Annotated in this window: 26 protein-coding genes; 14 read left to right on the forward strand and 12 right to left on the reverse strand. The window is 72.9% G+C overall.

The genetic code is table 11. The features are described from left to right. Positions 1-50 precede the first annotated feature (50 nt). Positions 51-980 (forward strand): ATP-binding cassette domain-containing protein, encoded by a 930-nt coding sequence (locus tag ACFWI8_RS09230; protein WP_387087584.1) that lies wholly within the window; start codon positions 51-53, stop codon positions 978-980. After that, a complete protein-coding gene (locus ACFWI8_RS09235; RefSeq protein ID WP_387087586.1) occupies positions 967-1,740 on the forward strand; it encodes an ABC transporter permease in 774 nt (257 codons plus the stop codon). The genes ACFWI8_RS09230 and ACFWI8_RS09235 overlap by 14 nt, the downstream gene beginning before the upstream one ends. On the opposite strand, the gene ACFWI8_RS09240 is transcribed toward ACFWI8_RS09235, so the two are convergent. Next, complete coding sequence (locus tag ACFWI8_RS09240) at positions 1,710-1,952, reverse strand: ATP/GTP-binding protein (RefSeq protein WP_387087588.1); 243 nt, start codon at positions 1,950-1,952, stop codon at positions 1,710-1,712. The two genes, ACFWI8_RS09235 and ACFWI8_RS09240, sit on opposite strands and share 31 nt — an antisense overlap. 297 nt (positions 1,953-2,249) lie before the next feature. Between ACFWI8_RS09240 and ACFWI8_RS09245 the strand changes: the two genes are divergently transcribed. After that, complete coding sequence (locus ACFWI8_RS09245; RefSeq protein ID WP_387087901.1) at positions 2,250-3,374, forward strand: LLM class flavin-dependent oxidoreductase; 1,125 nt, start codon at positions 2,250-2,252, stop codon at positions 3,372-3,374. Here the strand turns inward: ACFWI8_RS09245 and ACFWI8_RS09250 are convergent. The 3 genes from ACFWI8_RS09250 to ACFWI8_RS09260 all read right to left on the reverse strand — a co-directional run bounded on the left by ACFWI8_RS09250 (position 3,343) and on the right by ACFWI8_RS09260 (position 6,311). Next, the gene (locus tag ACFWI8_RS09250) at positions 3,343-3,735 is read right to left on the reverse strand and encodes an SCO5389 family protein (RefSeq protein WP_387087590.1); all 393 of its coding nucleotides are present in this window, start codon (positions 3,733-3,735) and stop codon (positions 3,343-3,345) included. The genes ACFWI8_RS09245 and ACFWI8_RS09250 overlap by 32 nt on opposite strands. 252 nt (positions 3,736-3,987) lie before the next feature. Beyond that, complete coding sequence (locus ACFWI8_RS09255; RefSeq protein WP_387087592.1) at positions 3,988-4,671, reverse strand: response regulator; 684 nt, start codon at positions 4,669-4,671, stop codon at positions 3,988-3,990. Further along, a complete protein-coding gene (locus ACFWI8_RS09260) occupies positions 4,668-6,311 on the reverse strand; it encodes an ATP-binding protein (RefSeq protein ID WP_387087594.1) in 1,644 nt (547 codons plus the stop codon). Before ACFWI8_RS09260 ends, ACFWI8_RS09255 begins: the two co-directional genes overlap by 4 nt. 211 nt (positions 6,312-6,522) lie before the next feature. Here ACFWI8_RS09260 and ACFWI8_RS09265 point away from each other — a divergent pair, with 211 nt between their 5' ends. From ACFWI8_RS09265 to ACFWI8_RS09285, 5 genes are all read left to right on the forward strand, one after another. Then, positions 6,523-7,914, forward strand: a complete 1,392-nt coding sequence (locus ACFWI8_RS09265; RefSeq protein WP_387087596.1) for a cation:dicarboxylate symporter family transporter — start codon at positions 6,523-6,525, stop codon at positions 7,912-7,914. A 132-nt stretch (positions 7,915-8,046) separates the two neighbouring features. Then, positions 8,047-8,877: a phosphotransferase enzyme family protein gene (locus ACFWI8_RS09270; RefSeq protein ID WP_387087598.1), complete on the forward strand. Its 831-nt coding sequence runs from the start codon at positions 8,047-8,049 to the stop codon at positions 8,875-8,877. A gap of 30 nt (positions 8,878-8,907) precedes the next feature. After that, positions 8,908-9,588 carry a class I SAM-dependent methyltransferase gene (locus ACFWI8_RS09275; RefSeq protein ID WP_387087600.1) on the forward strand — a complete coding sequence of 227 codons (681 nt, stop codon included), beginning with the start codon at positions 8,908-8,910 and terminating at the stop codon, positions 9,586-9,588. A 4-nt stretch (positions 9,589-9,592) separates the two neighbouring features. After that, positions 9,593-10,270 (forward strand): endonuclease NucS, encoded by a 678-nt coding sequence (gene nucS, locus ACFWI8_RS09280; RefSeq protein WP_387087603.1) that lies wholly within the window; start codon positions 9,593-9,595, stop codon positions 10,268-10,270. A 98-nt stretch (positions 10,271-10,368) separates the two neighbouring features. Further along, positions 10,369-11,094, forward strand: coding sequence for a VOC family protein (locus tag ACFWI8_RS09285; RefSeq protein ID WP_387087605.1), 726 nt, complete (start codon positions 10,369-10,371; stop codon positions 11,092-11,094). A 169-nt stretch (positions 11,095-11,263) separates the two neighbouring features. Here the strand turns inward: ACFWI8_RS09285 and ACFWI8_RS09290 are convergent, their stop codons facing one another. The 4 genes from ACFWI8_RS09290 to ACFWI8_RS09305 form a co-directional block, all read right to left on the reverse strand. Further along, positions 11,264-13,657 carry an ATP-binding protein gene (locus tag ACFWI8_RS09290; protein ID WP_387087608.1) on the reverse strand — a complete coding sequence of 798 codons (2,394 nt, stop codon included), beginning with the start codon at positions 13,655-13,657 and terminating at the stop codon, positions 11,264-11,266. A 109-nt stretch (positions 13,658-13,766) separates the two neighbouring features. Continuing rightward, positions 13,767-14,060, reverse strand: coding sequence for an STAS domain-containing protein (locus ACFWI8_RS09295; protein WP_387087611.1), 294 nt, complete (start codon positions 14,058-14,060; stop codon positions 13,767-13,769). 205 nt (positions 14,061-14,265) lie between these two features. Beyond that, entirely contained in the window at positions 14,266-15,114 is an 849-nt protein-coding gene (locus tag ACFWI8_RS09300) for a 3-hydroxyacyl-CoA dehydrogenase family protein (protein WP_387087613.1), read from the reverse strand. Positions 15,115-15,210: 96 nt separating this feature from the next. Then, positions 15,211-15,849, reverse strand: coding sequence for a TetR/AcrR family transcriptional regulator (locus ACFWI8_RS09305; protein ID WP_387087616.1), 639 nt, complete (start codon positions 15,847-15,849; stop codon positions 15,211-15,213). Between the two features lie 80 nt (positions 15,850-15,929). On the opposite strand from ACFWI8_RS09305, the gene ACFWI8_RS09310 reads away from it, so the two are divergent. The 3 genes from ACFWI8_RS09310 to ACFWI8_RS09320 all read left to right on the forward strand — a co-directional run bounded on the left by ACFWI8_RS09310 (position 15,930) and on the right by ACFWI8_RS09320 (position 18,181). Next, positions 15,930-16,715, forward strand: a complete 786-nt coding sequence (locus ACFWI8_RS09310) for an ABC transporter ATP-binding protein (RefSeq protein WP_387087618.1) — start codon at positions 15,930-15,932, stop codon at positions 16,713-16,715. A 47-nt stretch (positions 16,716-16,762) separates the two neighbouring features. Beyond that, positions 16,763-17,515: an ABC transporter permease gene (locus tag ACFWI8_RS09315; RefSeq protein WP_387087621.1), complete on the forward strand. Its 753-nt coding sequence runs from the start codon at positions 16,763-16,765 to the stop codon at positions 17,513-17,515. Between the two features lie 93 nt (positions 17,516-17,608). Further along, the gene (locus tag ACFWI8_RS09320; RefSeq protein ID WP_387087623.1) at positions 17,609-18,181 is read left to right on the forward strand and encodes a cob(I)yrinic acid a,c-diamide adenosyltransferase; all 573 of its coding nucleotides are present in this window, start codon (positions 17,609-17,611) and stop codon (positions 18,179-18,181) included. A gap of 61 nt (positions 18,182-18,242) precedes the next feature. Here ACFWI8_RS09320 and ACFWI8_RS09325 read toward each other — a convergent pair whose 3' ends face one another. After that, complete coding sequence (locus tag ACFWI8_RS09325) at positions 18,243-18,818, reverse strand: hypothetical protein (RefSeq protein WP_387087626.1); 576 nt, start codon at positions 18,816-18,818, stop codon at positions 18,243-18,245. Between the two features lie 153 nt (positions 18,819-18,971). Between ACFWI8_RS09325 and ACFWI8_RS09330 the strand changes: the two genes are divergently transcribed. The 3 genes from ACFWI8_RS09330 (at position 18,972) to ACFWI8_RS09340 (ending at position 22,587) form a co-directional block, all read left to right on the forward strand. Beyond that, positions 18,972-20,150: a sensor histidine kinase gene (locus tag ACFWI8_RS09330; protein WP_387087629.1), complete on the forward strand. Its 1,179-nt coding sequence runs from the start codon at positions 18,972-18,974 to the stop codon at positions 20,148-20,150. Beyond that, complete coding sequence (locus ACFWI8_RS09335) at positions 20,147-20,815, forward strand: response regulator (protein ID WP_387087632.1); 669 nt, start codon at positions 20,147-20,149, stop codon at positions 20,813-20,815. Before ACFWI8_RS09330 ends, ACFWI8_RS09335 begins: the two co-directional genes overlap by 4 nt. Before the next feature lie 173 nt (positions 20,816-20,988). Further along, positions 20,989-22,587 (forward strand): glycosyl hydrolase family 18 protein, encoded by a 1,599-nt coding sequence (locus tag ACFWI8_RS09340; RefSeq protein ID WP_387087635.1) that lies wholly within the window; start codon positions 20,989-20,991, stop codon positions 22,585-22,587. A gap of 210 nt (positions 22,588-22,797) precedes the next feature. Here ACFWI8_RS09340 and ACFWI8_RS09345 read toward each other — a convergent pair whose 3' ends face one another. The 3 genes from ACFWI8_RS09345 to atpD form a co-directional block, all read right to left on the reverse strand. After that, positions 22,798-23,244, reverse strand: coding sequence for a DUF2550 domain-containing protein (locus ACFWI8_RS09345; protein ID WP_387087638.1), 447 nt, complete (start codon positions 23,242-23,244; stop codon positions 22,798-22,800). Between the two features lie 99 nt (positions 23,245-23,343). Continuing rightward, on the reverse strand, positions 23,344-23,727 hold the full coding sequence (locus ACFWI8_RS09350; RefSeq protein WP_387087641.1) for a F0F1 ATP synthase subunit epsilon: 384 nt from the start codon (positions 23,725-23,727) through the stop codon (positions 23,344-23,346). A 111-nt stretch (positions 23,728-23,838) separates the two neighbouring features. Next, on the reverse strand, positions 23,839-25,293 hold the full coding sequence (gene atpD, locus ACFWI8_RS09355) for a F0F1 ATP synthase subunit beta (protein ID WP_311599214.1): 1,455 nt from the start codon (positions 25,291-25,293) through the stop codon (positions 23,839-23,841). Between the last annotated feature and the right edge of the window lies 1 nt (position 25,294).

Consider the following 25,294-nt stretch of genomic DNA (forward strand, 5'->3'; position numbering starts at 1 on the left):
GACCGCCGCCCCACCGGGCGGCGGTCCCTGCGCCGTCTTAGCGTTTCAGCGTGATCGAGCTGTCGGGCCTGACCAAGCGGTACGGCGCGAAGACCGCGGTGGACGGGTTGACGTTCACCGTCAGGCCCGGCGTGGTCACCGGCTTCCTGGGGCCGAACGGCGCCGGCAAGTCGACGACCATGCGGATGATGCTGGGGCTCGACCACCCGTCGAGCGGCGAGGTCAGGATCGACGGGCGGCGCTACGCGGAGCTGCGGGATCCGCTGACGTACATCGGGGCGCTGCTCGAGGCCCGCGCGGTGCATCCGGGGCGCACGGCCCGCCACCATCTGCTGTGCCTGGCGCAGAGCAACGGGATCCCGGAGCGCCGGATCGACGAGGTGCTGGACCTGGTGGGTCTCACGGCGGTGGCGCGGAAGCGGCCCAGGGGGTTCTCGCTCGGCATGGGGCAGCGGCTCGGCATCGCGAGCGCGATGCTGGGCGATCCGCGGATCCTGATGTTCGACGAGCCGGTCAACGGTCTCGACCCGGAGGGCATCCACTGGATCCGCAACCTGATGAAGCGGCTGGCCGCGGAGGGGCGGACGGTGTTCGTCTCCAGCCACCTGATGAGCGAGATGGCGCTGACGGCCGAGCACCTGGTGGTGATCGGCCGGGGGCGACTGCTCGCCGACACGTCGATGGCGCGGTTCATCGAGGAGAACGCGCGGACGTTCGTGCTGGTGCGCTCGCCGGAGGCGGAGCGGCTGCGGGAGGTGCTGACGGGGGCCGGTCTGGCGCCGACGCGGCGGCCGGACGGCGCGCTGGAGGTGGAGGGCGGTGACGCGGCGCGGGTCGGCGAGCTCGCGGCCGGGCACCGGCTGACGCTGCACGAGCTGAGCGTGCGCCAGGCGTCGCTCGAGGAGGCGTTCATGCGGCTGACGCACGGGACGGTGGAGTACCAGGCGCACGATCGTGGTGGCGACGATGAGCCGGGGTGAGACGGGGCGGGTGCTGCTCTCCGAGTGGACCAAGATCCGCTCGGTGCGGTCCACGGTGTGGACGCTGGCGACGGCGCTGGTGGTGACGGTGGGCTTCGGCATGCTGATCTGTCTGCTGGTCAGGAACACCTTCGACGAGATGTCACCGCGGGACCGGGTGACGTTCGACCCGACGCTGACCAGCTTCGCCGGCACCTCGCTCGGGCAGCTGGCCATGATCGCGTTCGGGGTGCTGGTGGTGTCGGGCGAGTACAGCACCGGGATGATCCGGGCCTCGCTGGCGGCGGTGCCGCGGCGCGGGCTGCTGATGTCCGCGAAGGTCGCGGTGGCGACGGTGTTGGCGCTCGCGGTGGGGATGGCGACGAGCTTCCTGACGTTCCTGCTCGGCCAGGCGATGCTGGGTTCGCACCGCACGAACCTCGGCGAACCCGACGTGCTGCGGGCGGTGTTCGGCGGCGGGCTCTACATGGGCCTCATCGCGCTGTTCGCGATGGGGGTGGCGTGGATGCTGCGCAGCCCGATGCTGTCGTTCGGGGTGCTGATCCCGTTCTTCTTCATGATCTCCAGCATCCTGGCCAACGTGTCGGCGACGAAGAAGCTGGGCCGCTACCTGCCGGACCAGGCCGGCTCGTGGATCATGTCGGTGGTGAACACCGGGGACCGGCCCTACGGTCCGTGGGCGGGGCTCGGGATCATGGTGCTGTGGGTGGTGGCGGCGCTGCTCGGCGGCTACCTGGTGCTGCGGCGGCGGGACGCCTGACGGGCGGTCCTGCGGTCGCGGGCCGCCCAGCAGGGTGCGTGCCAGTGCCGGCGGTCCTCGACGGCGCCGAGCTGGGGCCAGGTGACGACGTGCGGCACGCCGGGCGGGATCTCCTGGTCGCACCCGGGGCAGCGGTAGTGCTTGACCGCCGCCGCGCCGGTGACCCGGCGCACCACCCACTCCTCGCCGCGCCAGGTGTCCGTGCTCTCCATGCCGTACACGCGCGGGGTCGGCTGGGATCGCGGACAGGGCCGATTACGACGCGGGGACACGGGGCACCTCGGATGGTCTGGGCGGCTGGCTCGCCGGTGAACAGGCCGGTGTATCGAGTCTACGCAGCTCCGGAGGCCCTTCCCGGGGCCGCACTGCACCCATAATCAACCGATCATCACAAAAAAATGCCATTGGCCCGTGCCCTTGGCACGTGTCACCCGTTGTTCCAAGGGGGCACCCCTTGTTTCAGGGAGGCACCGCACGGCTTGGCGAGAAGGGCGACGGTGATGAACACGCTGCGGATAGGGACATTTGTGCTGGCCGGTCAGTATCCGGGGCAGAGCCACCGAGAGGCACTCGCACGGGCGATGCGCTCCGCGGTGGTCGCCGACGAGGTGGGCCTCGACGCCGTCTGGCTCGCCGAACACCACTTCGTGCCCTACGGCGTCTGCCCGTCCGCCACCACCCTGGCCGGGATGCTGCTCGGGCGCACCCGCAGGATCCGGGTCGGCACCGCGATCTCCGTGCTGACCACCACGCACCCCGTCGCGCTCGGCGAGCAGACCGCGCTGCTGCACCTCGCCTCGGGCGGCCGGTTCACGCTGGGCGTGGGGCGCGGCGGCCCCTGGGTCGACCTGGAGGTGTTCGGCGGCGGCGCCGCGGCCCTCGAACGGGGCTTCCCGGAGTCCCTCGACCTGCTGCTGCGCTGGCTGCGCGAGCCACGCGTGGCGGCGGCCGGCGAGCGCTACCGGTTCCGTGAGGTGCCGGTGGTGCCGAGACCGGCCGAGCCACCCGAGGTGGTCGTCGCCTGCACCTCACCCGGCACGGTGCGCACCGCCGCCGAGCGTGGGCTGCCGATGCTGCTCGGGATGCACGTCGGCGACGAGGAGAAGGCCGAGATGGTCGCCATGTGGCGGGCCTGGGCCGCGGCGGCCGGGCACCCGCCGGAGGAGATCGCCACCGCGGGACACGTGTCGGCCGGGGTGTTCCAGGTCGCCGACAGCCACTCGGAGGCCGTCCAGGTTCTGCGCCGGGCCCTGCCCGGCTGGCTGCGCCTCGGTCTGTCCGCGCACCAGACGCTGGACGGCGGGCCGCGCCGGATGCGGGACCCGCTGGAGTACACGGAACTGCTGTGTGAGCTGCACCCGGTCGGCGATCCGCAGCTGTGCGCGGACCGGATCGCCGCGACCGCCGAGCGCACCGGCATCAGCCGCTTCGCGCTCCTCGCCGAGGGCTCGGGCGAGGCGGCCGTGACCGAGACGAACATCCGGCGGCTCGCGGACGAGGTGCTGCCGCTCCTGCCACACCGGGCGGCCGAAGCGGCGGCCAGGGCGGGTCTGGCGGCACCCGACGGGCCGGCGGCGGAGGCGGCCGGCCCGTCCGACGCCGTCAGCAGTCCCGCAGCTCCGGCGACTGGTTGAGTATCTGGCTCCTCACGGACGTGAACCTGGCATGGGCGTGGTCGGAGGCGGCGTCGAGGGGGAACACCGCCACCCGGTGACAGTTCTGGAAGGCCAGCTTCACCCCGAAGTGCCGCTCGAGCGCGCCCCGGATGGCGTCGCTGGCGAGCGCCCGCAGCAGCTGTCCACGGGCGTGCTCGCTGGGCGGGGGTGTGGTGTTGTCGGCGAACTCGCCCCCGTCGACCTTCAGCCGGGCGACCAGATCACTGATCATGTCCCAGGCGAAGGGCAGGGATGTTCTGACGCAGTCGACGAACTCCTTCTCGTCGACCTCGCCTCGCTCGGCCTGCTCAAGCAGCACCGGTGAGACGTCGAGCGACATCGGATTCTCCTCTCGGACCCCTGGCGAGGGGGTCTGGCGGACGGGCCGCGGGAACCGCGCCGCCCGTCACCGCGTCCAAACACGGGCACGGGTGCGTTCAGGCGGCGACATCCCGTGGCCAACGGTAGGCGCCCTGGCCCGCACATGTCAGTGGAACGGGCAGATAACTGGCCATCACCGAATCCCACCAATCCCCACCATTTCCCAAGCCACACGCGCCCCTTGGGCACGCGCGCCGGCCAGCGCCTCGCGCTACCGTTCGGCGAGCCAGCGGTAGCACAGCTCCGGGCGTCCCACCTGTCCGTACTGCGGGCGGCGCTCGGCCCGGCCACTGTCCACCAGGTGCTCGAGGTAGCGGCGCGCGGTGATCCGCGAGATGCCGACCGCCGCCCCGGCCGCCGAGGCCGTGACGCCCGCCTCCCCGGCCTCCCGCAGCACCCGGGTCACGGACGTGAGCGTGGGACCGCTCATCCCCTTCGGCAGCTCGGCCGGCCGTGGCGCGCGCAGCGCGGCGAGCGCCCGGTCGACCTCCTCCTGGCCGCCGGCCTCCCCCGCCGCGGCCCGGAACTCCGCGTACCGCACGAGCCGGTCACGGAGTGTCGCGAAGGTGAACGGTTTGAGCACGTACTGCACGACGCCGAGCGACACGCCCTCGCGGACCACCGCCAGGTCCCTGGCCGAGGTCACCGCGATCACGTCGGCGCCGTGCCCGGCGGCCCGCAGCGAGCGGACCAGACGCAGCCCGTGGCCGTCCGGCAGGTAGAGGTCGAGCAGCAGCAGGTCGACCGGGGTGCGCTCCAGCAGCCGCTGCGCCTCGCTTCCCGAGTGGGCGGTGCCCCGCACCGCGAACCCCGGCACCCGCTCCACGTAGCGGCCGTGCGCCTCGGCCGCCAGCGGGTCGTCCTCGACGACCAGCACCCCGATCTCGTCCGTCACACCGCCACCCCCGCCCGCAGCGGGAGCCGGACGACGCACAGCGCTCCGCCGGCCGGTGCCCGGGAGATCTCGATCGTGCCCCGGTTGCGCCGCACCGCCTGTCTGACCAGGGCGAGCCCGAGGCCGCGGCCGACGCCCTGCTTGCCGGTCTTGGTGGACCAGCCGCGGCGGAACGCGTCCTCCACGGCCTCCGGCGCGATTCCGGCTCCGGTGTCGGCGACGCTCAGCAGCAGCTCGCCGTCGAGCGCCCGGACGGTGACGCCGACCCGGCCGGGGGCCGCGCCGTCGCCGCAGGCGTCCACCGCGTTGTCGATCAGGTTGCCCAGGATGGTCACCAGGTCGCGGGGCGCCAGGTCGGGCGGCAGGACCCCGTCGTCCATCCGGCTCTCCGGGGTGAGCAGCAGCTCCACGCCCCGCTCGTTGGCCTCGGCCGCCTTGCCGAGCAGCAGCGCCGCCAGCACCGGTTCGCCGACGGCGCCCACCACCTGGTCGGTGAGCGCCTGGGCCAGCTCCAGCTCGGCGGTGGCGAACTCCACGGCCTCCTCGGCCCGGCCCAGCTCGATCAGCGAGACGACGGCGTGCAGCCGGTTGGCCGCCTCGTGCGCCTGGGAGCGCAGCGCCTCCGCGAAGCCGCGCACCGAGTCGAGCTCGCCGGCCAGCGACTGGAGCTCGGTGTGGTCGCGCAGGGTCACCACGGTGCCGTGCCGCTCGCCCCCGGTGACCGGCGACGTATTGAGCACCACGATCCGTTCGTCCGTGACGTGGACCTCGTCGACCCGGGGCTCGGTGGAGAGCAGCGCCTCGGTCAGCGGGCGCGGCAGGCCGAGGCGGTCGGCCGGCCGGCCGAGCTGGTCGCCGGTGAGGCCGAGCAGCTCCCGGCCCGCGTCGTTGATCAGCGCGATCCTGCCCTGGGCGTCGAGCAGCAGCAGGCCCTCGCGGACGGCGTGCAGGCTGGCCTCGTGGTAGTCGTGCATCCGGCTCAGCTCGGCGGCGTTCATGCCGTGCGTGTGCCGGCGCAGCCGGGCGTTGATCACATAGGTGCCGACGCCGCCGAGCACCAGGGCGCCGGCGGCCATGGCGAGCAGCGCGGCGACCTGGCCGGCCAGCCTGGCGCTGATCTCGTCGACCGTGATCCCGGCGCTGACCAGGCCGATCACCTGCCCGTCGGCGTCCTGCACGGGGGTGACGACGCGGACCGAGCGGCCGAGGGTGCCGGTGTAGGTCTCGGTGAAGGTCTCGCCGCGCAGCGCCGACTCGGTGTGGCCAAGGAACGTGTCGCCGATCCGGGCCGGGTCGCGGTGGGTCCAGCGCTCCCCGTCCGGGGCCATGATCGTGACGAAGGTGATCCCGCCGCCGTCCATCACGCGCTCGGCATAGGGCTGGAGCACGGCCGACGGATTCGGGCCGACCGCCGCCTCCCGCACGGCCGGTGAGTTGGCCACGGCCACCGCCGCCGCCGTCACCTGGTCACGCGCCGCGTCCTCGGCCTGGTCGCGGTCGGTGACGTAGGCGAAGACCGCGCAACCGGCCACCACGGCCGCCACCAGCACCACCTGCATGGCGAAGAGCTGGCCGGCCAGGCTGCGCGGCCTCGGCAGCCGCGGCGGGCGCGACAGCCGGAAGGGACGGGGCAGGTACATGCCGCCAGTGTGCCCGGATTATGACGATGGCCGAAACCCGCCCGTCACGCGCGATCACGCGGCCGTCATGAACGTAATGAACGTAAGCGTGACCCCGGTCACAGGGGGGGTGCATATTCACCTGGACGTCGAGGCGGAGCCTCCGTTCGGCAACGTTCGGCGACCCGGCACGAGAGCCGCACCACTCCACGAGGACGAGGAGACGAGAACCGTGGCTGCGCAGACCCCCACCGCGCCCGAGCAGGGCGGCAAGACCAGACGGGATCGGACCCACTACCTCTACATCGCCGTCATCGCGGCGGTGGTCGCCGGCATCGTGGTGGGCCTCGCGGTCCCCGACGTCGGTGTCGAGCTCAAGCCGCTGGGCACCGGCTTCGTCAACCTGATCAAGATGATGATCTCCCCGGTCATCTTCTGCACGATCGTGCTGGGCATCGGCTCGGTCCGCAAGGCCGCCAAGGTCGGCGCGGTCGGCGGCCTGGCGCTCGGCTACTTCATGGCGATGTCCACGCTGGCGCTGGCCATCGGCCTGGTCGTCGGCAACATCCTGGAGCCGGGCCACGGCCTGCACATCACCGAGGCCGCGGCGGACGTCGGCGCCTCGCAGGCCGAGGGCGCCTCCGAGTCCACCACGGACTTCCTGCTCGGCATCATCCCGACCACCATGGTCTCCGCCTTCACCGAGGGCGAGGTGCTGCAGACGCTGCTGATCGCGCTGCTCGCCGGCTTCGCGCTGCAGGCCATGGGCTCGGCCGGCGAGCCGGTGCTGCGCGGCATCGAGCACATCCAGCGGCTCGTCTTCCGGGTGCTCGCCATGATCATGTGGGCCGCCCCGGTCGGCGCCTTCGGCGCCATCGCGGCGGTGGTCGGCGAGACCGGCGTGGACGCGCTGCGCTCGCTCGCGGTCATCATGATCGGCTTCTACCTGACCTGTGTGGTCTTCGTCTTCGGCATCCTCGGCCTGCTGCTGCGGGTGGTCGCCGGCGTCAACATCTTCTCGCTGCTGCGCTACCTGGGCCGCGAGTTCCTGCTGATCCTCTCCACCTCGTCGTCCGAGTCGGCGCTGCCGCGCCTGATCGCCAAGATGGAGCACGCGGGCGTCAGCAAGCCGGTCGTCGGCATCACCGTGCCGACCGGCTACTCCTTCAACCTGGACGGCACCGCGATCTACCTGACCATGGCCTCGCTGTTCATCGCCGAGGTGATGGGCGACCCGCTGTCCATCGCCGAACAGCTGTCCCTGCTCGGCTTCATGATCATCGCCTCCAAGGGCGCGGCGGGCGTCACCGGCGCCGGCCTGGCCACCCTGGCCGGCGGCCTCCAGTCGCACCGGCCCGAGCTCCTGGACGGCGTCGGCCTGATCGTCGGCATCGACCGCTTCATGAGCGAGGCCCGCGCCCTCACCAACTACGCGGGCAACGCGGTGGCCACGGTCATCATCGGCACCTGGACCAAGGAGGTCGACAAGGAGCGGATGTCCCTGGTCCTCAAGGGCGAGCTGCCGTTCGACGAGGCCACGATGGTCGACGACGGCCACGGGGCGCCGGCGGCCGAGCCGGCGAAGCCGGACCTCGCCAAGCCGAAGGAGCCGGCCGGCGTCTGACCCTCGACCACTCCGTGCCGGACGCGCCCCCCTCGCCGCGTGGCGAGGGGGGCGCGCCGGCGTCGCGTACGGTGCCACCTTGGTAGGGTGCGCGCGTTCAGCGCGTGGAGAGGGAGAGGGGCCGGGCGGACGATGCAGGCGACAGAGGCCCGTCGTGCGACGGCCGCGGCCAGGTCCACCGCCTCGTCGCTCGGCCTGACGGTCGACGACGCGGTCGTCCTTCATGACTCGAACAAACTCACTCTGCGGCTGCTGCCCTGCGATGTCGTGGCCCGGGTCGCGCCCGTGGCGCACCAGATCGCGCGGTTCGAGGTCGAGCTCGCCCAGCGGCTCGCCGAGTCCGGGTGCCCCGTCGCCGTCCCCGACCCCCGGGTGGAGCCGCGCGTCCATGAGCGCGACGGCTTCGACATCACCCTGTGGACCCACTACGAACCCGCGTCACCAGGAGAGGTCCCACCCGCCGACTTCGCCGACGCGCTCCGGCGGCTGCACGCCGGCATGCGCGACCTCGACGTCCCCATGCCCCGGTTCACGGACCGGGTCGAGGAGGCCCAACGCCTCGTGGCGGACCGCGACCTCACCCCGGCGCTCGCCGACGCTGACCGGGAGCTGCTCGGCGACACCTTGCGAACGCTGAGGCACGTGATCGGCGAGCGCGGCGGCGCCGAGCAGCCGCTGCACGGCGAGCCGCACCCGGGCAACGTGCTCGCCACGGAGCACGGCTTGCTGTTCATAGATTTCGAGACGTGCTGCCGCGGGCCGGTCGAGTTCGACCTCGCCCATGTCCCCGAGGAGATCGGCGCGCACTACCCCGGTGTCGACCACGACCTGCTGCGCGACTGCCGGCTCCTCGTGCTGGCGATGATCACGACATGGCGCTGGGATCGGGGCGACCAACTCCCCGACGGGCGCCGCCTTGGCAGGGAGTGGCTCGGCCAGATCCGGGCGGCACGCGGTCGCTGACCGCCGCACGGCAGGCCCTAGGGTGGGCCGATGACCAGGACCGCGACGCTGGCCGCGAACTTCGACGAACTGGCCGACGGCTACGACCACGAGCGCCACGAGGAGATCGCGCGGGCCGTGGTCGCGTGGGTGGCCCCGTCCACGACAGCGGCCGTCGCCGACGTGGCGTGCGGGGCCGGCGCCGTCGCCCTGCACCTCGCCGCGAACCGTCCTGACACGGCCCGGCCGGTGCTGGCCGTCGACCTGTCTCCCCGGATGATCGCCGTGGGCAGGGCCCGCGCCGCCGACCTGGAGGTCACCTCGGCGATCGACTGGCGCGTCGGCGACGCCGTGCCGCTGCCGGTCGCCGATCAGGCACTCGACGTCGTGTTCTGCGCCTCCGCCCTGCACTTCCTCGGACGCCGGGCCCTCGCCGACTGGCGACGTGTGCTGCGCCCCGGTGGCCGCGCGGTCTTCACCCTCCCCCTCGCCACCCACTTCAGTCCCTCGGGGCCCATCGCCGAACTCCTCGCCCCGGACGTGCCGTTGCCCCGCTCGGCGCGAGAGGCCGACGAACTGGCGGCGGCCGGCGGATTCACGGAGCCCGACTCCCGCGTCCTCCCGCTCGGCACCCGTCGGGTGGTGATGACCTCCGCGACGCGTCCCGCCGGACCGTCGCGCCCTCGGATCAGGAGGGGTGGCACGGGCGCCCTTCCCCGGCCCGTAGGCTGAGCGCATGCGTCTCGTCATCGCCCGCTGCTCGGTCGACTACGCCGGCCGCCTCACCGCTCATCTCCCCTCCGCGCCACGGCTGATCCTCGTCAAGGCCGACGGATCGGTCTCGATCCACGCCGACGACCGGGCCTACAAGCCCCTCAACTGGATGTCGCCGCCGTGCACTCTGAAGGAGGCCGAGGGAGACGGCGACGCCAAGGCGGTGTGGACCGTCGAGAACAAGGGCGGCGAGAAGCTCATCATCACGATGGAGGAGGTCCTGCACGACTCCTCGCACGAACTCGGCGTCGATCCGGGGCTGATCAAGGACGGCGTCGAGGCGCACCTCCAGGAGCTGCTGGCCGACCGGATGGACACCCTGGGCGAGGGCAGCACGTTGATCCGCCGCGAGTACCCGACGGCGATCGGCCCGGTCGACATCCTGGGCCGCGACGCCGAGGGCACGACCATCGCGGTCGAGATCAAGCGGCGCGGCGAGATCGACGGCGTCGAACAGCTCACCCGCTACCTGGAGTTGCTCAACCGCGACCCGCATCTCGCGCCGGTGAAGGGCGTCTTCGCGGCCCAGGAGATCAAGCCGCAGGCCCGCACACTGGCGACCGACCGTGGCATCCGGTGCGTGACGCTGGACTACGACGCGCTGCGCGGCATCGAGGACGACAAGCTGCGGCTGTTCTGACCGTCCCCTGGCGTCTTATTCGCTTGGCCCGCCCGTCCCCGCCTCCCTAGCATGGCGCTGCTGCGGCTGTGAGCCAGCGGATCGGAGATGTCACGGGGATGACCGCCCACCTTCACGCGCTCAGTTTCGACGCGCACGAACCACAACGTCTCGCGCGCTTCTGGGCGGGCGTCCTGGGCTGGGAGACGGCCGACGACGACCCGCACGACGCCGTCGCGCTCCTGCCGAGCGACGACACCGGGTTCCGGCTCCGTTTCCTCCCCTCCGAGGAGCCGAAGCGGGGCCAGAACCAGGCCCACTTCGACCTCACCAGCACCTCCCTCGACGACCAGCGGCAGGTCGTGGCGCGGGCGCTCGAACTCGGCGCCCGGCACATCGACGTCGGTCAGCGCCCCGAGGAGGGTCACGTGGTGCTCGCCGACCCGGAGGGCAACGAGTTCTGCGTCATCGAGCCGGGCAACAACTTCCTCGCCGACTGCGGGTTCGTCGGGGCGCTCGCGTGCGACGGCTCGCAGGAGGTCGGCTACTTCTGGAGCCGGGCGCTGGACTGGCCGCTGGTCTGGGACCAGGACCAGGAGACGGCGATCCGCTCGCCGCACGGCGGCCCGAAGATCACCTGGGGCGGCCCACCGGTGGCGCCGAAGTCCGGGAAGAACCGGCTGCACTTCGACCTCGTACCACCCGCCGACGGTGACCAGCGGGCGGAGGTCGACCGTCTCCTCTCCCTCGGCGCGACGCGTCTCGACATCGGCCAGGGCGACGTCGACTGGGTGGTGCTGGCCGATCCCGACGGCAACGAGTTCTGTGTGATGCCGCCGCGATGACGGAACGACGGCGGGGTCACTCCGTGGGGTAGCACAGCCGACGCCAGCGCGGCCGCCGGGAGGCGGGCCACGCACAGTGGCGCGGGGTAAGCCGTGCGGCGCGCGGCCGCACGGCGCACGGCGCCGACCTGCGGGCCGCGGACGGCGCACGGCCTGCGGCCGCGGAGTATCACGCGGTCGGCGTCTCCGTCGGCGTCTCGGTGGGCGTCGGCTGGGCACCCGCCGTGGTGGTCGTCTCACCTGCGGTGCCGCCGGTGTCCGTCTCGCCCTCCGTGGTGCCCTCGTCCGTCCCGCCGTCGGTAGCGCCGCCGTCCGTCGTACCGCCGTCGGTCTGGCCACCATCCGTCGTACCGCCGTCGGCGGCACCGCCGTCCGTGGCGCCGCCGTCGGTGCCGCCCGTCGGGCTGCCCCCGGTGGAGCCCGAGGAACCGCCGGTGTCGCCGCCTCCGTTCGAGCCGCCCGTGCTGCCGCCGGTCGAACCGCCCGTGGAGCCCGGAGTGCTGGGCTCGTCCGTCGTCGGCTCGCTCGGGGTCGTCGGGTTCTGCGTCTCGTACGTCGGGTCGTCGTACGTCGGTGCCGTTTCGGCCGGAGGCGTCGTCGCGTCGCCGGTCGGTTCCGACGGGGTGGTGGGGTCGTCGCTCGGGGACGGGGACTCGCTGGGCGTCGGTTCCGTGGGGTCGGCGTCCGTCGTCAGGGGGGCGTCGTCGTCGGTGGGCGAGGGCTCGGGGCGGCCGCCGTCGTCCGGGTTGTCGCCGTCGCCGCTGAGGCCGAAGGCGACCACCGTGCCGAGGACGGCCGCGAGCGCGGCCGCCGCGCCGGCGACCGCCACGTTGCGCCGCATGCCGCGCCGGCGGTCGCGCGTGGCCGGGGGCGCGGCGGGGCCGACGGGCGTCAGGCGGGTGGTCTCCCGGTCACCGTCACCGTCACCGGCCCCCGCGCCGGCCGGCGAGGCGGTCGCGGTGACCGCCGGGAGCTCCGCCGTGCTGGCGGCCGGCGGGAGGGCGAGCGGCTGGGTGACATCCTGGGCGGCCGGCGGCAGGGCGAGCGGCCGGCTGAGGTCGTCGACGAGGGCCAGTGCCCGGCGGCCGGCGACCGTGCCGCCCGCGTCGGACAGCACGCCGCGCAGCGCCGTGGCCGCCTCCAGCTCGGCGCGGGCCCGGGCCAGCTGCCCCTGGCAGATGGCGAGCACGCCCAACTCGTGGTGGAAGTAAGCCTGTTGCGCGACCGCCCCGGCGCCGCGCGCCGACTCGGCGCCGCTGCGCAGCACCCGCTCCCAGACGTTCCACCGCAGCGACGCGGCGAGTGCCGGCGCGGCGACCCGCGCGAGGTCGGCGACGGCGGCGGCGTGGCCGGCGCGCTGCGCGGCCTGGACGACGCTCGGCAGCACCTCGGCCTCCGCTGCGGCATCCGCGCCGGTGGCGCCGCGGCGGCCGAACCACGCCGCGTAGTGCTGGGCCGCGGCGAGCGACCTGGCCTCGGCGCCCTCCGCGTAGCCGGCGCCAAGCAGGTCGCCGAGCGCGGCGGAGGTGAGCCGGTGCCGGGCGCCGATCGGGCTGAGCAGGCCGCTGGCCACGAGCTCGGCGTGGTGGTCGGGGGCGGCGGGGTCGGCGACGAGGGCGAGCAGCCGCTCGGGGCCCGGCACGACGTCGCCGAGCGCCACCGCGAGGCGCAGGATCTCGCGGGCGCCCTCGGGGAGGGCTTCGGCGAGCGCGCGGACGAGGTCGGCCGGCTCGGGCAGTTCGGCGGCACCGGACGTCTCGCCGCGCAGCCGCAGCAGCGCGCCGGCCTGGACGAAGCGCTGCGGCACGCCCTCGCTGTGGAACCAGAGGTCGCCGGCCCAGTCGGCCTCGACGTCGGTGAGTGGGCGGGCGACGGCGAGTTCGAGGAGTTCCAGGGAGGCGGTGCGGCTGAGGCCGCCGATGGTGACCTCCGTCACCCCTGAGCGCTCGCCGGGGGCCGGCACGCCGGGGCGCGCGGATATCAGGAAGGCGCACTCGGGGGTGGCCTCCAGGATCTCGTCGAGCGCGGTGCCGCCGAACTCGATGTCGTCGATGACGACCACGGCGCCGACCTCGCGCAGCTCGGCGACCAGTTCGGTGGGTCCCGGGCGGTAGCCGGGGGTGTGGTGGACGGCGGCGTACAGCTCGTGCAGCAGGTCCTTGGGGCCGCGCCGGTAGCCGCTGAGCCGGATGACGCCGTAGGGCGCGAGCTCGGCGCAGTCGCGGGCGACGGCGGCGAGCAGCGTGCTGCGGCCGCTGCCTGCCGGTCCGGTGAGGCGGACGGAGCGGCCGCGCGCCACCAGCCGGTAGAGCCGGTGCCGCTCCTCCTCGCGCTCCAGGAGCGGTCCTTCGTGGGCGGGCGCGGGGCCCTCGCCGCCGGGGGCCCGGCGCGGGGCTATCGGGCGACGCCCCGGAGGGCAGGAGACGATCTCGCTGCCGTCGACGGGGTTGACGGTGAGGAGGAAGTCCCCCGCGACCAACTCGACCATCGGGCGCGGACCGTCGTCAGAGCCGTCCGAGTCCCGGGGCGGCTCGCCGTAGGGTACGGGGTGGTTGAGGTCCATGGTCAGTGTCTCTCACGCGCGGTCCGGGGAGCTTGGCTGTCCCCACGCTACCGCCGCCGACCGACGCTTCGCACAAGTGGGCAGGTCACCGTGGGATCACGGTGCGGGATCACGGGGCGATGGTGAGGACGCGGTGCAGCCGGGTGGCGACCAACACCCGCCGCATGCGGGGCGGTACGTCGTGCAGCACCAGGCGCCGGCCGCAACGCCCCGCCCTGCGGTGGGTGCCCATGATGACGCCGAGCCCGGTGGCGTCCCACGAGTCGAGCCCGGCCAGGTCGAGCACCAGGTCGCCGTCCCCGGCGTCCACCGCGCGGTGCAGGGCGGTTCTGGCGTCGGCCGCGCTGCGCACGTCGAGCCGGCCCGCGACGACCAGCCTCGCGTGGTCGCCCCTGATGTGCATGGATGACTCCCCCGGTTCGGTGGTGGTGACAGCGGCTGACGGTGCTGACTGGGCTGACGGTGCTTCAGGGTTCAAGGTTTCAGACTTATACAGCAGACGGTGCCGTGGGTGGCGGGGTTGCCAGCCGTGCTCAAACCGATACCGAAACCGGCGCCCCGATCACCCGGGCGAGTGACCGGCGGCGGCACGGCCGGTCACTGGCGGCTCAGTACGCGTAGAAGCCGCGGCCCGTCTTGCGCCCGAAGTCGCCGGCGTCGACCATGCGGCGCATGAGCTCCGGGGGCGCGAACTTCTCGTCCCTGGACTCGGCGTAGATGTTCTCGGTGGCGTGCTTGAGGATGTCGACGCCGGTGAGGTCGGCGGTGGCCAGCGGCCCCATGGCGTGGCCGAAGCCGAGCTTGCAGGCGAGGTCGATGTCCTCGGCGGAGGCGACGCCGGCCTCGTAGAGCTTGACGGCCTCCACCACCAGGGCCGAGATCAGCCGGGTGGTGACGAACCCCGCGACGTCGCGCTCGACGACGATGCAGGTCTTGCCGGTGGACTCGGCGAACTCACGGGCGGTGGCGAGGGTCTCGTCGCTGGTCTTGAGGCCGCGGACCAGCTCGCACAGGCTCATCAGCGGCACCGGCGAGAAGAAGTGGGTGCCGACGACCCGCTCGGGGTTGCGGGTGGCGGCGGCGAGCTTGGTGATGGGGATGGCCGAGGTGTTGGAGGCCAGCACCGTGGTGTCCTTGACCAGGCCGTCCAGGGTGCGGAACAGCTCGTGCTTGACCTCGACCTGCTCGAAGACGGCCTCCACGACGATGTCGGCGTGGGCCACGGCGTCGAGCTCGGTGCTGGTGGTGATCCGCTCCAGCGCGGCGGCCGCCTCGTCCTGCGCGAGCTTGCCCTTCTCCACGAACTTGGCCCAGGACGCCTGGACGCCCTGGACGCCGCGGCGCAGCGCATCCTCGGTGGTGTCGACCACGGTGACCCGCCAACCCGCCTGGGCGGCGACCTGCGCGATGCCGGAACCCATCAGTCCGGCGCCGATGACGGCGAGCTCCCTGGCCACGTGATCTCCCTCGATCCGGTGCGAGTTAAGGGGTGCACGACCCTACTACCCACCGGTAGCCGTTCGGCACGGCGCACGGGTGGGAAGAGACGCGCGTCACGCGGCGGGGCGCCGGGCGTAGTCGAGGACGCGGTCGCTCATCAGCCACTGGGCGTCGTCCAGCATCTCCAGCATGCGCTTGGCGACCTCGGGCACCGGCTCGTCGTTCAGCAGGCAGGCGCCGCCGGTGCGGAACACGCTGGCCTGGACCGACATCAGGTGCTCGGCGATCAGCTCGGGGATGCGGTCGTCGGCGGCGGCGCCGGCCTCGGCGCGCAGCACCTCCGCGAGCCGCTGGCCGGTCTGCTGCTGCATCTCGCGCAGCCGGTGCAGCAGGGCCGGGGAGCCGAACACGGTGCGGATGAACCTCCCGTAGCCCTCGCCGAGGCCGACCCACGGCTGGCGCTCCTCGATGTCCTGCTTGATCCCGCGCAGGATGGCCTCGGTCGCGGACTCGCCGGGGAACCGCTCCAGCACCCGGCGCGCGGGCCGCTCGATGCTGTCGGTGGCGCGGTCGAAGAAGAGGTCCTCCTTGGCGGGGAAGTAGTTGTAGACCGTGTTGACGGAGACCTCGGCGGCCTCGGCGATCTCGGCCACGGTGACCGCGTCGAAGCCCCGCTCGATGAACAGCCCGGTCGCGACGTCGGAGATGTGCTGCCGCGTCTGTTGCTTCTTGCGCTCTCTCAGGCCGCTCATGACCTCATCGTAGCCATCCTTGACCAACTTAAAACTTGGAGGCGTTGCAATCTTTCAGTGTCTCTGCTTTTCTGGGGGTCATGGCACCGATCCTCACCACCCACGACCTCGCCCGTACCTTCCAGACCAAGCGCGGCACGGTGGAGGCCGTCCGCGGCATCGACATGTCCGTCGAGCCCGGCGAGATCCTCGGCTTCCTCGGCCCCAACGGCGCCGGCAAGAGCACCACCCTCCGCATGCTCACCACCCTGCTCGCGCCCACCAGGGGCAGCGCCACCATCGCCGGCCACGACCTGGCCCGCGAGCCGGAGGCCGTCCGCCGGGTCATCGGCTATGTCGCGCAGTCCAGCGGCGTCGCCCCCGACGAGCTCGTCCGCGACGAGCTGGTCTTCCAGGGCCGCCTCTACCGGCTGCCGCGCGCCGAGGCCGAGGCCAGGGCGGCGGAGCTGGCCGCCGAGCTCGACCTGACCGAGTTGCTCGGCCGCAAGTGCTCGGAGCTGTCCGGCGGCCAGAAGCGCCGCCTCGACATCGCCCTGGCGCTCGTCCACCGCCCCGAGGTCCTCTTCCTCGACGAGCCCACCACCGGCCTCGACCCGGGCAGCCGCGCCGACCTGTGGGACCTGATCCGCCGCGTCCGCGGCCAGCAGGGCACCACCGTCTTCCTCACCACCCACTACCTGGACGAGGCCGACGAGCTCTCCGACCGGCTGGTCGTCGTCGACGGCGGCCGGGTCGCGGCCGAGGGCACCCCGCGCGAGCTGAAGACCCGCCACGGCGGCTCGCCCGACGCCTCCCTCCAGGACACCTTCATCGCCATCACCGGGCGCGGCCCCAAGAAGGACGACCTCGCGCCCGTCGCCCTCTGACCGTCAAGGCCGTCCAGGACCGTCCCAGCGAAGGAACCACCGCCACCATGTCCCACCTGCTCGCCGACACCCGCGTCGTCTACGGCCGCTACCTCCGGCAGACGCTGCGCTCCCGCATCAGCCTCGTCTTCGGGCTGCTCCAACCCACCCTCTTCCTCGCCTTCTTCGGGCCGCTGCTCGAGGACGTGCCGCTGGGCGGCCGCGGCGACTCCTGGCAGACCCTCGTCCCCGGCCTGCTCGTCCAACTCGGCCTGTTCTCCGCCGCGTTCGCCGGTTTCGGCATCATCATGGAGAAGCAGCTCGGCATCGTGGAGCGGATGCGGGTGACGCCGGTCAGCCGGCTCGCGCTGCTGCTCGGCCGGGTGCTGCGGGACGCCACCCAGCTGCTCGTCCAGTCGCTGCTGCTGGTGCTGCTCGGCGTCGCCTTCGGGCTGCGCGCCCCCGTCCTCGGCGTGGTGATCGGCTTCGCCTTCGTCAGCCTGCTCGGCGTCTCGCTCGCCTCGCTGTCCTACGCCTTCGCCATGCGGGTCAACACCATCCAGGAGTTCGCCCCGGTCATCAACTCCATCAACCTGCCGGCGATGCTGCTCTCCGGCATCCTGCTGCCGATGGCCCTGGCCCCCGGGTGGCTCGACACCGTCTCCCACTTCGTACCGTTCCGCTACCTGGTGGACGCGGTCCGCGCCGCCTTCGTCGGCGACTACGGCGGCGACATGGCCCTCGGCGCGCTGGTCGCACTCGGCCTCGCGGCCGTCTCCATCACCCTCGGCACCCGCATCTTCCGCAAAGCCGGGGCGTAGGCGCTCCGCTTGGTCAGGCCGCGCGGTCGTGCCGACCGCGCGGCCGGGAACGGCACGTCGTGGCGCGTCCAACGGAGCGCCTACGCTCTGTCCATGGTGAATCTCACGCGGATCTACACCCGCACCGGGGACCAGGGCACCACCGCGCTGGGCGACAACAGCCGGGTGCCCAAGACCGACGCCCGCATCGCGGCGTACGCCGACGCCAACGAGGCCAACGCCGTCATCGGGACGGCGTTGGCCCTCGGCCAGCTGTCGGACGAGGTGCGCGCCGTGCTCGTCCGGGTACAGAACGACCTCTTCGACGTCGGCGCCGACCTGTGCACACCCGTCGTCCCCGACCCCGAGTTCCCGCCGCTGCGCGTCGAGCAGGGCTACGTGGACCGCCTGGAGGCGGACTGCGACCGCTTCCTCGCCGACCTCGACAAGCTGCGCAGCTTCATCCTCCCCGGCGGCACCCCGGGCGCCGCCCTGCTGCACCAGGCGTGCACCGTGGTCCGCCGCGCCGAGCGCAGCACCTGGGCCGCGCTCGACCGGCACGGCGACACCATGAACCCGCTGACCGCGACCTATCTCAACCGCCTCTCCGACCTGCTGTTCATCCTCGCCAGGACGGCCAACAAGGAGACCGGCGACATCCAGTGGGTGCCGGGCGAGAACCGGTGACGCTCCGCTGGCGAGGCCGGCGGACGGCCAGGCCCGCCGGACGGGCCGCGACGCGACCGACTCACCCGACGTCTCGCCGCACCGCTTCCCCGGGCGCCAGCCCGCTCGGCGCCTTGCCGGGCCAGATCGTGTAGTAGAGGGCGACCAGGGCGTGGATGCCGACCGCCCTGGCGGCCGCGCCCTCGGTCGAGCGGAGCGGGGTCGCCGCGTCCGGGTCGTCGACGAAGAGGATCATCGCCTCGATCACCACCACCGTGACGGCGGCGGCCAGCAGCGTCCTGGTCCAGATCCGCCACTCGTAGGCGGTGCGCTCCCTCCCGTACAGCTCCAGCTTGGGTGGCCTCGGCCCGCCGCCCAGGCGGTGCGCGGCGTGCCGGTCGGCCCAGGCGATCACCGAGTGCCCGTAGGCGACGGTGAAGCCGAGGTAGAGCGCGGCCAGGCCGTGCGTGTAGGACGGCTCGCCGCCGGACCTCAGATCCCAGGCCGTCGCGGCCAGCAGCGCCACGTCGATCAGCGGAACGGCGAGCAGCAGCACGGTGCTCGCCCGCTGCCTGCGCAGCAGGTAGCGGACCGCGAGGCCGGCCGCGAGCACCACCCAGAAGGCGATCTCGGCGGCCACGATGAATGCGACGATCACGACAGCGACTCCTTCCCCCGTCGCCTCCATGCTCGACCGTCGCCGACGGCCGCCGCGTCCGCTTCGCCGGTGATCCGCGGGCCCCCGTCTGCATCCTTCGATGTAGGCCGGTGGAGGGTCCCGACACCGCCCGCGACGTGCTTCGATGGAGCCATGCCCCGACCGTCCCGCCCGCACCGCCACGACGTGTGGATCGCCGTGGCCGGCCTGGCCGGCGGTCTTTTCGGCCTCGCCTTCAACATGTACACGATCGTGCCGGACCGCCCGCACGGCCCGCTGGTGCTGGTCGGGCTGCTCGCCATGTGCGGCGCCGAGCTGCTGCGCCGCACCGCGCCACGGCTGGCGCTGGCCGTGGCCGTCGCCGCCTTCGCGGTCGACGCCGCCACCGGCGGCCTGCTGGCCGTCCTGGTGATGTTCACGGACGTCGTCTACGCGGCGGTGCTCTACGGCCGCCCCCGGTTCGGCCGGGCCGTCACCCACGGCAGCGTGGTGCTCAGCATCACCGTCACCGTCGGCGCGATCGTCTGGCTGCGCACCCCGGAGGCCGTGCTGTTCGGCGTGGTGTGCGCCGGCGTCACCGCGACCCCGGCATGGACCGGTCTTATGCTCCGCGACCACCGGGAGGCGGCCGCCGCCGAGCGGCTGCGCGCCGAGCAGACCGCGCTGCTGGCCGAGATGGACCGGGCCCAGGCGGTGGCGGGCGAGCGGTCCCGGATGGCCAGGGAGCTGCACGACATGGTGGCCAACCACCTGTCGGCCATCGCCATCCACTCCACCGCGGCGCTCACCCTGGACGAGCCGGACGCGACCCGGCGCGCGCTGTCCGTGATCCGGGAGAACAGCACCCAGGGGCTCACCGAGATGCGCCGGCTGATCGGGCTGCTGCGCGACTCGGACGGCGACGACCAGCCCGAGGCCGTGCCGAGCCTCGACGGGCTGCCTGCCCTGCTGCGCCGCGCCAGGGACGGCGGCGCGGGCCGGCTGGAGTTCACCGCCAGGGACGAGCGCCGCGCCGACGCCCCGCTGCCCACCCCGGTCGAGCTCGCCGCGTACCGCATCGTCCAGGAGTCGCTGACCAACGCGGTCAAGCACGCCGCGCCCGGCGAGGTCGAGGTGGCCCTGGACCAGGACGAGGAGGCGCTGACCGTCACCGTGACCAGCCCCTACGGCGCGGACGCGCCCAGCCGAGCCCCCGGCTCCGGCACCGGCCTGATCGGCATGCGGGAGCGCGTCGAACTGCTCGCCGGCGCCTTCGCCGCAGGACCCACGCCCGGCCCCGACCGCGCGCCCCGCTGGCGGGTGCGCGCCACGCTCCCCCTGGCGGGCTCGTGACGGTGCGCGTGGTGGTCGCCGAGGACCAGGCGGCGGTGCGGCAGGGCCTGGTGCTGATCCTGGGCAGCGCCCCCGACATCGAGGTGGTCGGCGAGGCGGCCGACGGCGAGCACGCGGTCGAACTCGCCCGCGAGCTGCGGCCCGACCTGGTGCTGATGGACGTCCAGATGCCCGTGCTCGACGGGGTCGCGGCGACGGCGCGGATCACCGGTGAGCGGCTGGCCGAGGTGCTGGTGCTCACCACCTTCGACTTCGACGAGTACGTCTTCGGCGCGCTGCGCGCCGGCGCCGGCGGCTTCCTGCTCAAGGACAGCGACGCGACCTCGCTGATCGCGGCCGTGCGCACGGTGGCGGCGGGCGAGGGCACCATCGCGCCCGCCGTGACCCGCCGGCTGATCGCCGAGTTCGCCCGCACCGCGCCGGCGCCACGGGCGCCAGCGGCCGACCAGAGCCGGCTGGCCACGCTCACCCCCAGGGAGCGCGAGGTGCTGGCGCACGTCGGCGCCGGACTCGCCAACGCCCGGATCGCCGACCGGCTCGGCATGGCCGAGGCCACGGTGAAGACCCATGTGAGCCGGATCCTGCACAAGTTGGGGCTGCGCAGCCGGGTGCAGGCGGCGGTGCTGGCCCAGGAGGCGGGCGTCACCGGCGGCCAGGACCGCTGAGCCCCCCGGGGCCAGGCCCCAACTCGCCTGTGGTACAGACCTCTTGACCGTTGGTCTGGACCATTCTACTCTCACGGCTATCGAACGCGGTCGACGTACCGCTCCACGGCACGGAACCGCCCCGCCACCCGGGGCTCCCCCACATCTCACCCGGCCGACTCGAGGAGCCTTCCTTGCCACGCGTCAGACGCCGAATCACCGCCCTGCTCGCGGTGTTCGCCCTTCCCCTCGCCTGGATCGTGGCGGTGGCCGGCCCAGCCCAGGGCGCCACCCCCACCGCCACCTACACCAAGACCTCCGACTGGGGCACCGGCTTCGAGGGCCGGTGGACCATCAGCAACACCGGCGACCGGCCCCTCAGTGGCTGGACGCTGGAGTGGGACTTCCCCTCCGGCACCGCCGTCACCTCCGCCTGGGACGCCCGCGTCACCAACAACGGCACCCACTGGACCGCCCGCGACGCCGGCTGGAACGGCTCCCTGGCCCCCGGCCAGACCGCCAGCTTCGGCTTCAACGGCAGCGGCGCCGGTGCCCCGGCCAACTGCCTCCTCAACGGCCAGCCCTGTGACGGCAGCGGCGACGGCGACGACGGAGGTGACGACGGGGGCGACGACGGCGGAGACGACGGGGGCGACAACGGCGGCACCCCGCCCGACGGCCGGATCAACCTCGGCTACTTCGCCGAGTGGGGCGTCTACGGCCGCGACTACCACGTCAAGGACATCGTGGACTCCGGCACCGCCGAGGACATCACCCACATCAACTACGCCTTCGGCAACGTGACCAACGGCGAGTGCGCGATCGGCGACTCCTACGCCGCCTACGACCGCGCCTACAGCGCCGCCGAGAGCGTCAGCGGCGTCGCCGACACCTGGGACCCGGGCGCGCTGCGCGGCAACTTCAACCAGCTGCGCCAGCTCAAGGAGCGCTACCCGCACATCCAGGTCCTCTGGTCCTTCGGCGGCTGGACCTGGTCGGGCGGCTTCACCGAGGCCATGCGCGACCCGCAGCGCTTCGCCCAGTCCTGCTACGACCTGGTCAACGACCCGCGCTGGGCCGGCGTCTTCGACGGCATCGACCTGGACTGGGAGTACCCCAACGCCTGTGGCCTGAGCTGCGACAGCAGCGGCCCGCGGGTCTTCGGCGACATGATACGCGCCTTCCGCGACGTCTTCGGCGACCAGCTGGTCACCGCGGCCATCACCGCGGACGCCTCGTCCGGCGGCCGGATCTCCGCCTCCGACTACGCCTACGGCGCCCAGTACGCCGACTGGCTCAACGTCATGACCTACGACTTCTTCGGCGCCTGGGCGGGCACCGGTCCCACCGCCCCGCACTCGCCGCTGACCTCGTACAACGGGCTGCCCACCCAGGGCTTCACCTCCGAGGCGGCGATCAACGCGCTGATCGCGCAGGGCGTCCCGGCGAACAAGCTGCTGCTCGGCATCGGCTTCTACGGGCGCGGCTGGACCGGCGTCAGTCAGAGCGCGCCGGGCGGCAGCGCCACAGGACCCGCGCCCGGCACCTACGAACAGGGCATCGAGGACTACAAGGTCCTCGCCGCCCGCTGCCCGGCCACCGGCACGGTGGCGGGAACCGCCTACGCCCACTGCGGCAACCAGTGGTGGAGCTACGACACACCGGCGACCGTCACGAGCAAGATGGCCTGGGCACGCCAACGCGGCCTCGGCGGCGCCTTCTTCTGGGAGTTCTCCGGCGACAGCGGCGACGGTGCCCTGGCGCACGCCATAAGCCGGGGGTTGGGCGGCTAGGCCGTCCGGACCTGCGGCGCTCATGGGGCTGGTCGCGCCCACGCGGCGGAGCCGCACGACGACGACCCGCCCCGCGCCCCTGAGGGCGCACCACCTTCGGCCAGTACCGAAGCTCCCGGCCGGCACAGCCCACTTGTCGGCCGGGGCTGAAGGACCGCGGCCGGGACGGCTGAACGCACGCCGTCCCGGCCGCGCACCATGTTCGACCGCTCAGGCCACGTTGACCCGCTGGCCGGGTGGGGCCGCCTCCAGCCAGGCGAGGAAGCCGGTCAGGGCGTCCTCGCTCATCGCCAGCTCCACGTCCCACTCGTCGTGGCGGCAGCTCAGCACCACGGCGCCGGGCAACAGCGCCAGCTCCTCCTCGCCCATCGGCTGCCGCCGGTCCCGCACCTGGATGCGGTCACGCTGGAGGGTGCGGCGCGGCCGCAGCGCGTAGGAGAAGACCCGGAACCACTCCACGTGGTCCCCGTTGTACCTGGCCACCCCGTAGAGCCAGCCCTTGCCCTGCGACTGGCCGGCGCGCGGGGCGGTGAACCGGGCGCTGCAGTCGAAGGTGCCACCGGACCGCTGGATCACCCGGCGCCGCACTCCGAAGCCGAAGAGCCCGAGCACCAGCAGCGCGAGCGCCGCACCGGCCACGACCAACGCGAGGACCATCCTGATCGACCTCCTCGCCTCGTGCCGTGTCCCGTGCCGGCTGCCCCGTTTTCGCCTGCCGAAGAAGATGGTGGCCGGCCGCTGGCGGCCGGCCGCGCGTCAGCGACTCGCCGCCACGGCCCGCAGCCGCACGTCGGCACGCTGCTCGGCGGGAGCGTCGGCCTCCGCCTTCGCCCGCTCCAGGGCGCGCTCGGCGCGCTCCACGTCGATCTCCTCGGACAGCTCGGCGATCTCCGCGAGCAGCGACAGCTTACCGTCCGTGTAGGAGACGAACCCGCCGTGCACGGCGGCCACGACACTGCCCTGACCGCTCTCGCCGGACGTGCGGATGGTCACCGGACCCGGCTTGAGCACCGCGAGCAGCGGCTGATGCCCTGGCATGATGCCGATGTCGCCGGAGGTGGTGCGCGCCACGACCAGGCTGGCCTCGCCCGACCAGACCTGACGGTCCGCGGCGACCAACTCGACGTGCAGCTCAGCCACGATGGCTCCCCTCTCTCCTTGCTCAAAGAATAGTTGGCGTCCCCTGGCACCCGTGGGGCGGGGTGCCCCCGATCGACATCGGGTACCCCGCCCCACGGGACCGAACCAGGGTCAGGAAACGCCCAGCTTCTTGGCCTTGGCCTTGAGGTCGTCCAGGCCACCGCACATGAAGAACGCCTGCTCGGGGAAGTGGTCGAACTCGCCGTCGGCGATCGCGTTGAACGCCGCGATCGTCTCCTCCAGCGGCACGTCCGAGCCGTCGAGGCCGGTGAACTGCTTCGCCGCGTGGGTGTTCTGCGACAGGAAGCGCTCGATCCGGCGGGCACGCTGGACGGTGAGCTTGTCCTCCTCGCTCAGCTCGTCCATACCGAGGATCGCGATGATGTCCTGCAGGTCCTTGTACTTCTGCAGGATCCCCTTGACGCGGGCCGCGCAGTCGTAGTGGTCCTGCGCGACGTACCGCGGGTCCAGGATCCGGGAGGTCGAGTCCAGCGGGTCGACCGCCGGGTAGATGCCCTTCTCCGAGATCGGACGGGAGAGCACCGTGGTGGCGTCCAGGTGGGCGAAGGTGGTCGCCGGCGCCGGGTCGGTCAGGTCGTCCGCGGGGACGTAGATCGCCTGCATCGAGGTGATCGAGTGACCGCGGGTGGAGGTGATGCGCTCCTGCAGCACGCCCATCTCGTCGGCCAGGTTGGGCTGGTAGCCCACCGCGGACGGCATGCGGCCCAGCAGCGTGGAGACCTCGGAGCCGGCCTGGGTGAAGCGGAAGATGTTGTCGATGAAGAACAGCACGTCCTGCTTCTGGACGTCGCGGAAGTACTCCGCCATCGTCAGACCGGCCAGCGCCACCCGGAGCCGGGTGCCCGGCGGCTCGTCCATCTGACCGAAGACGAGCGCGGTCTGCGGGAGCACGCCCGACTCCGCCATCTCCTCGATCAGGTCGTTGCCCTCACGAGTGCGCTCGCCGACGCCGGCGAACACCGACACACCCTCGTGGAGCCGGGCCACGCGGATGATCAGCTCCTGGATGAGCACCGTCTTGCCCACGCCGGCGCCGCCGAAGAGGCCGATCTTGCCGCCCTTGACGTACGGGGTCAGCAGGTCGATGACCTTCAGACCGGTCTCGAACATCTCGGTCTTGGACTCGAGCTGGTCGAACGCCGGCGCCTTGCGGTGGATGTCCCACCGCTCGGTGACCTCGGACTCGGCCTCCGGCTCGTTCAGGATCTGGCCCAGGGTGTTGAACACCCGGCCCTTGGTCACGTCGCCGACCGGCACCGAGATGCCACGGCCGGTGTCGGTGACCGGCGCCTGACGCACCAGACCGTCGTTGGGCTCCAGCGCGATGGTGCGCACCAGGCCCTCGCCCAGGTGCTGCGCCACCTCAAGCGTCAGCGTCCTGGTGGTGCCCTTCTCGGCCGGGTCCGCGACCTCGACCGTCAGGGCGTTGTAGATGTCCGGCATGGCGTCGACGGGGAACTCCACGTCGACGACCGGACCGATGACTCGGGCGATCCGGCCCGTGGCCGCGGCCTTGCTGGTGGCCGCCTCAGCAGCAGTGGTCATG

This window comes from Streptomyces sp. NPDC127098, from assembly GCF_042722465.1.
GTDB lineage: Bacteria > Actinomycetota > Actinomycetes > Streptomycetales > Streptomycetaceae > Streptomyces > Streptomyces millisiae.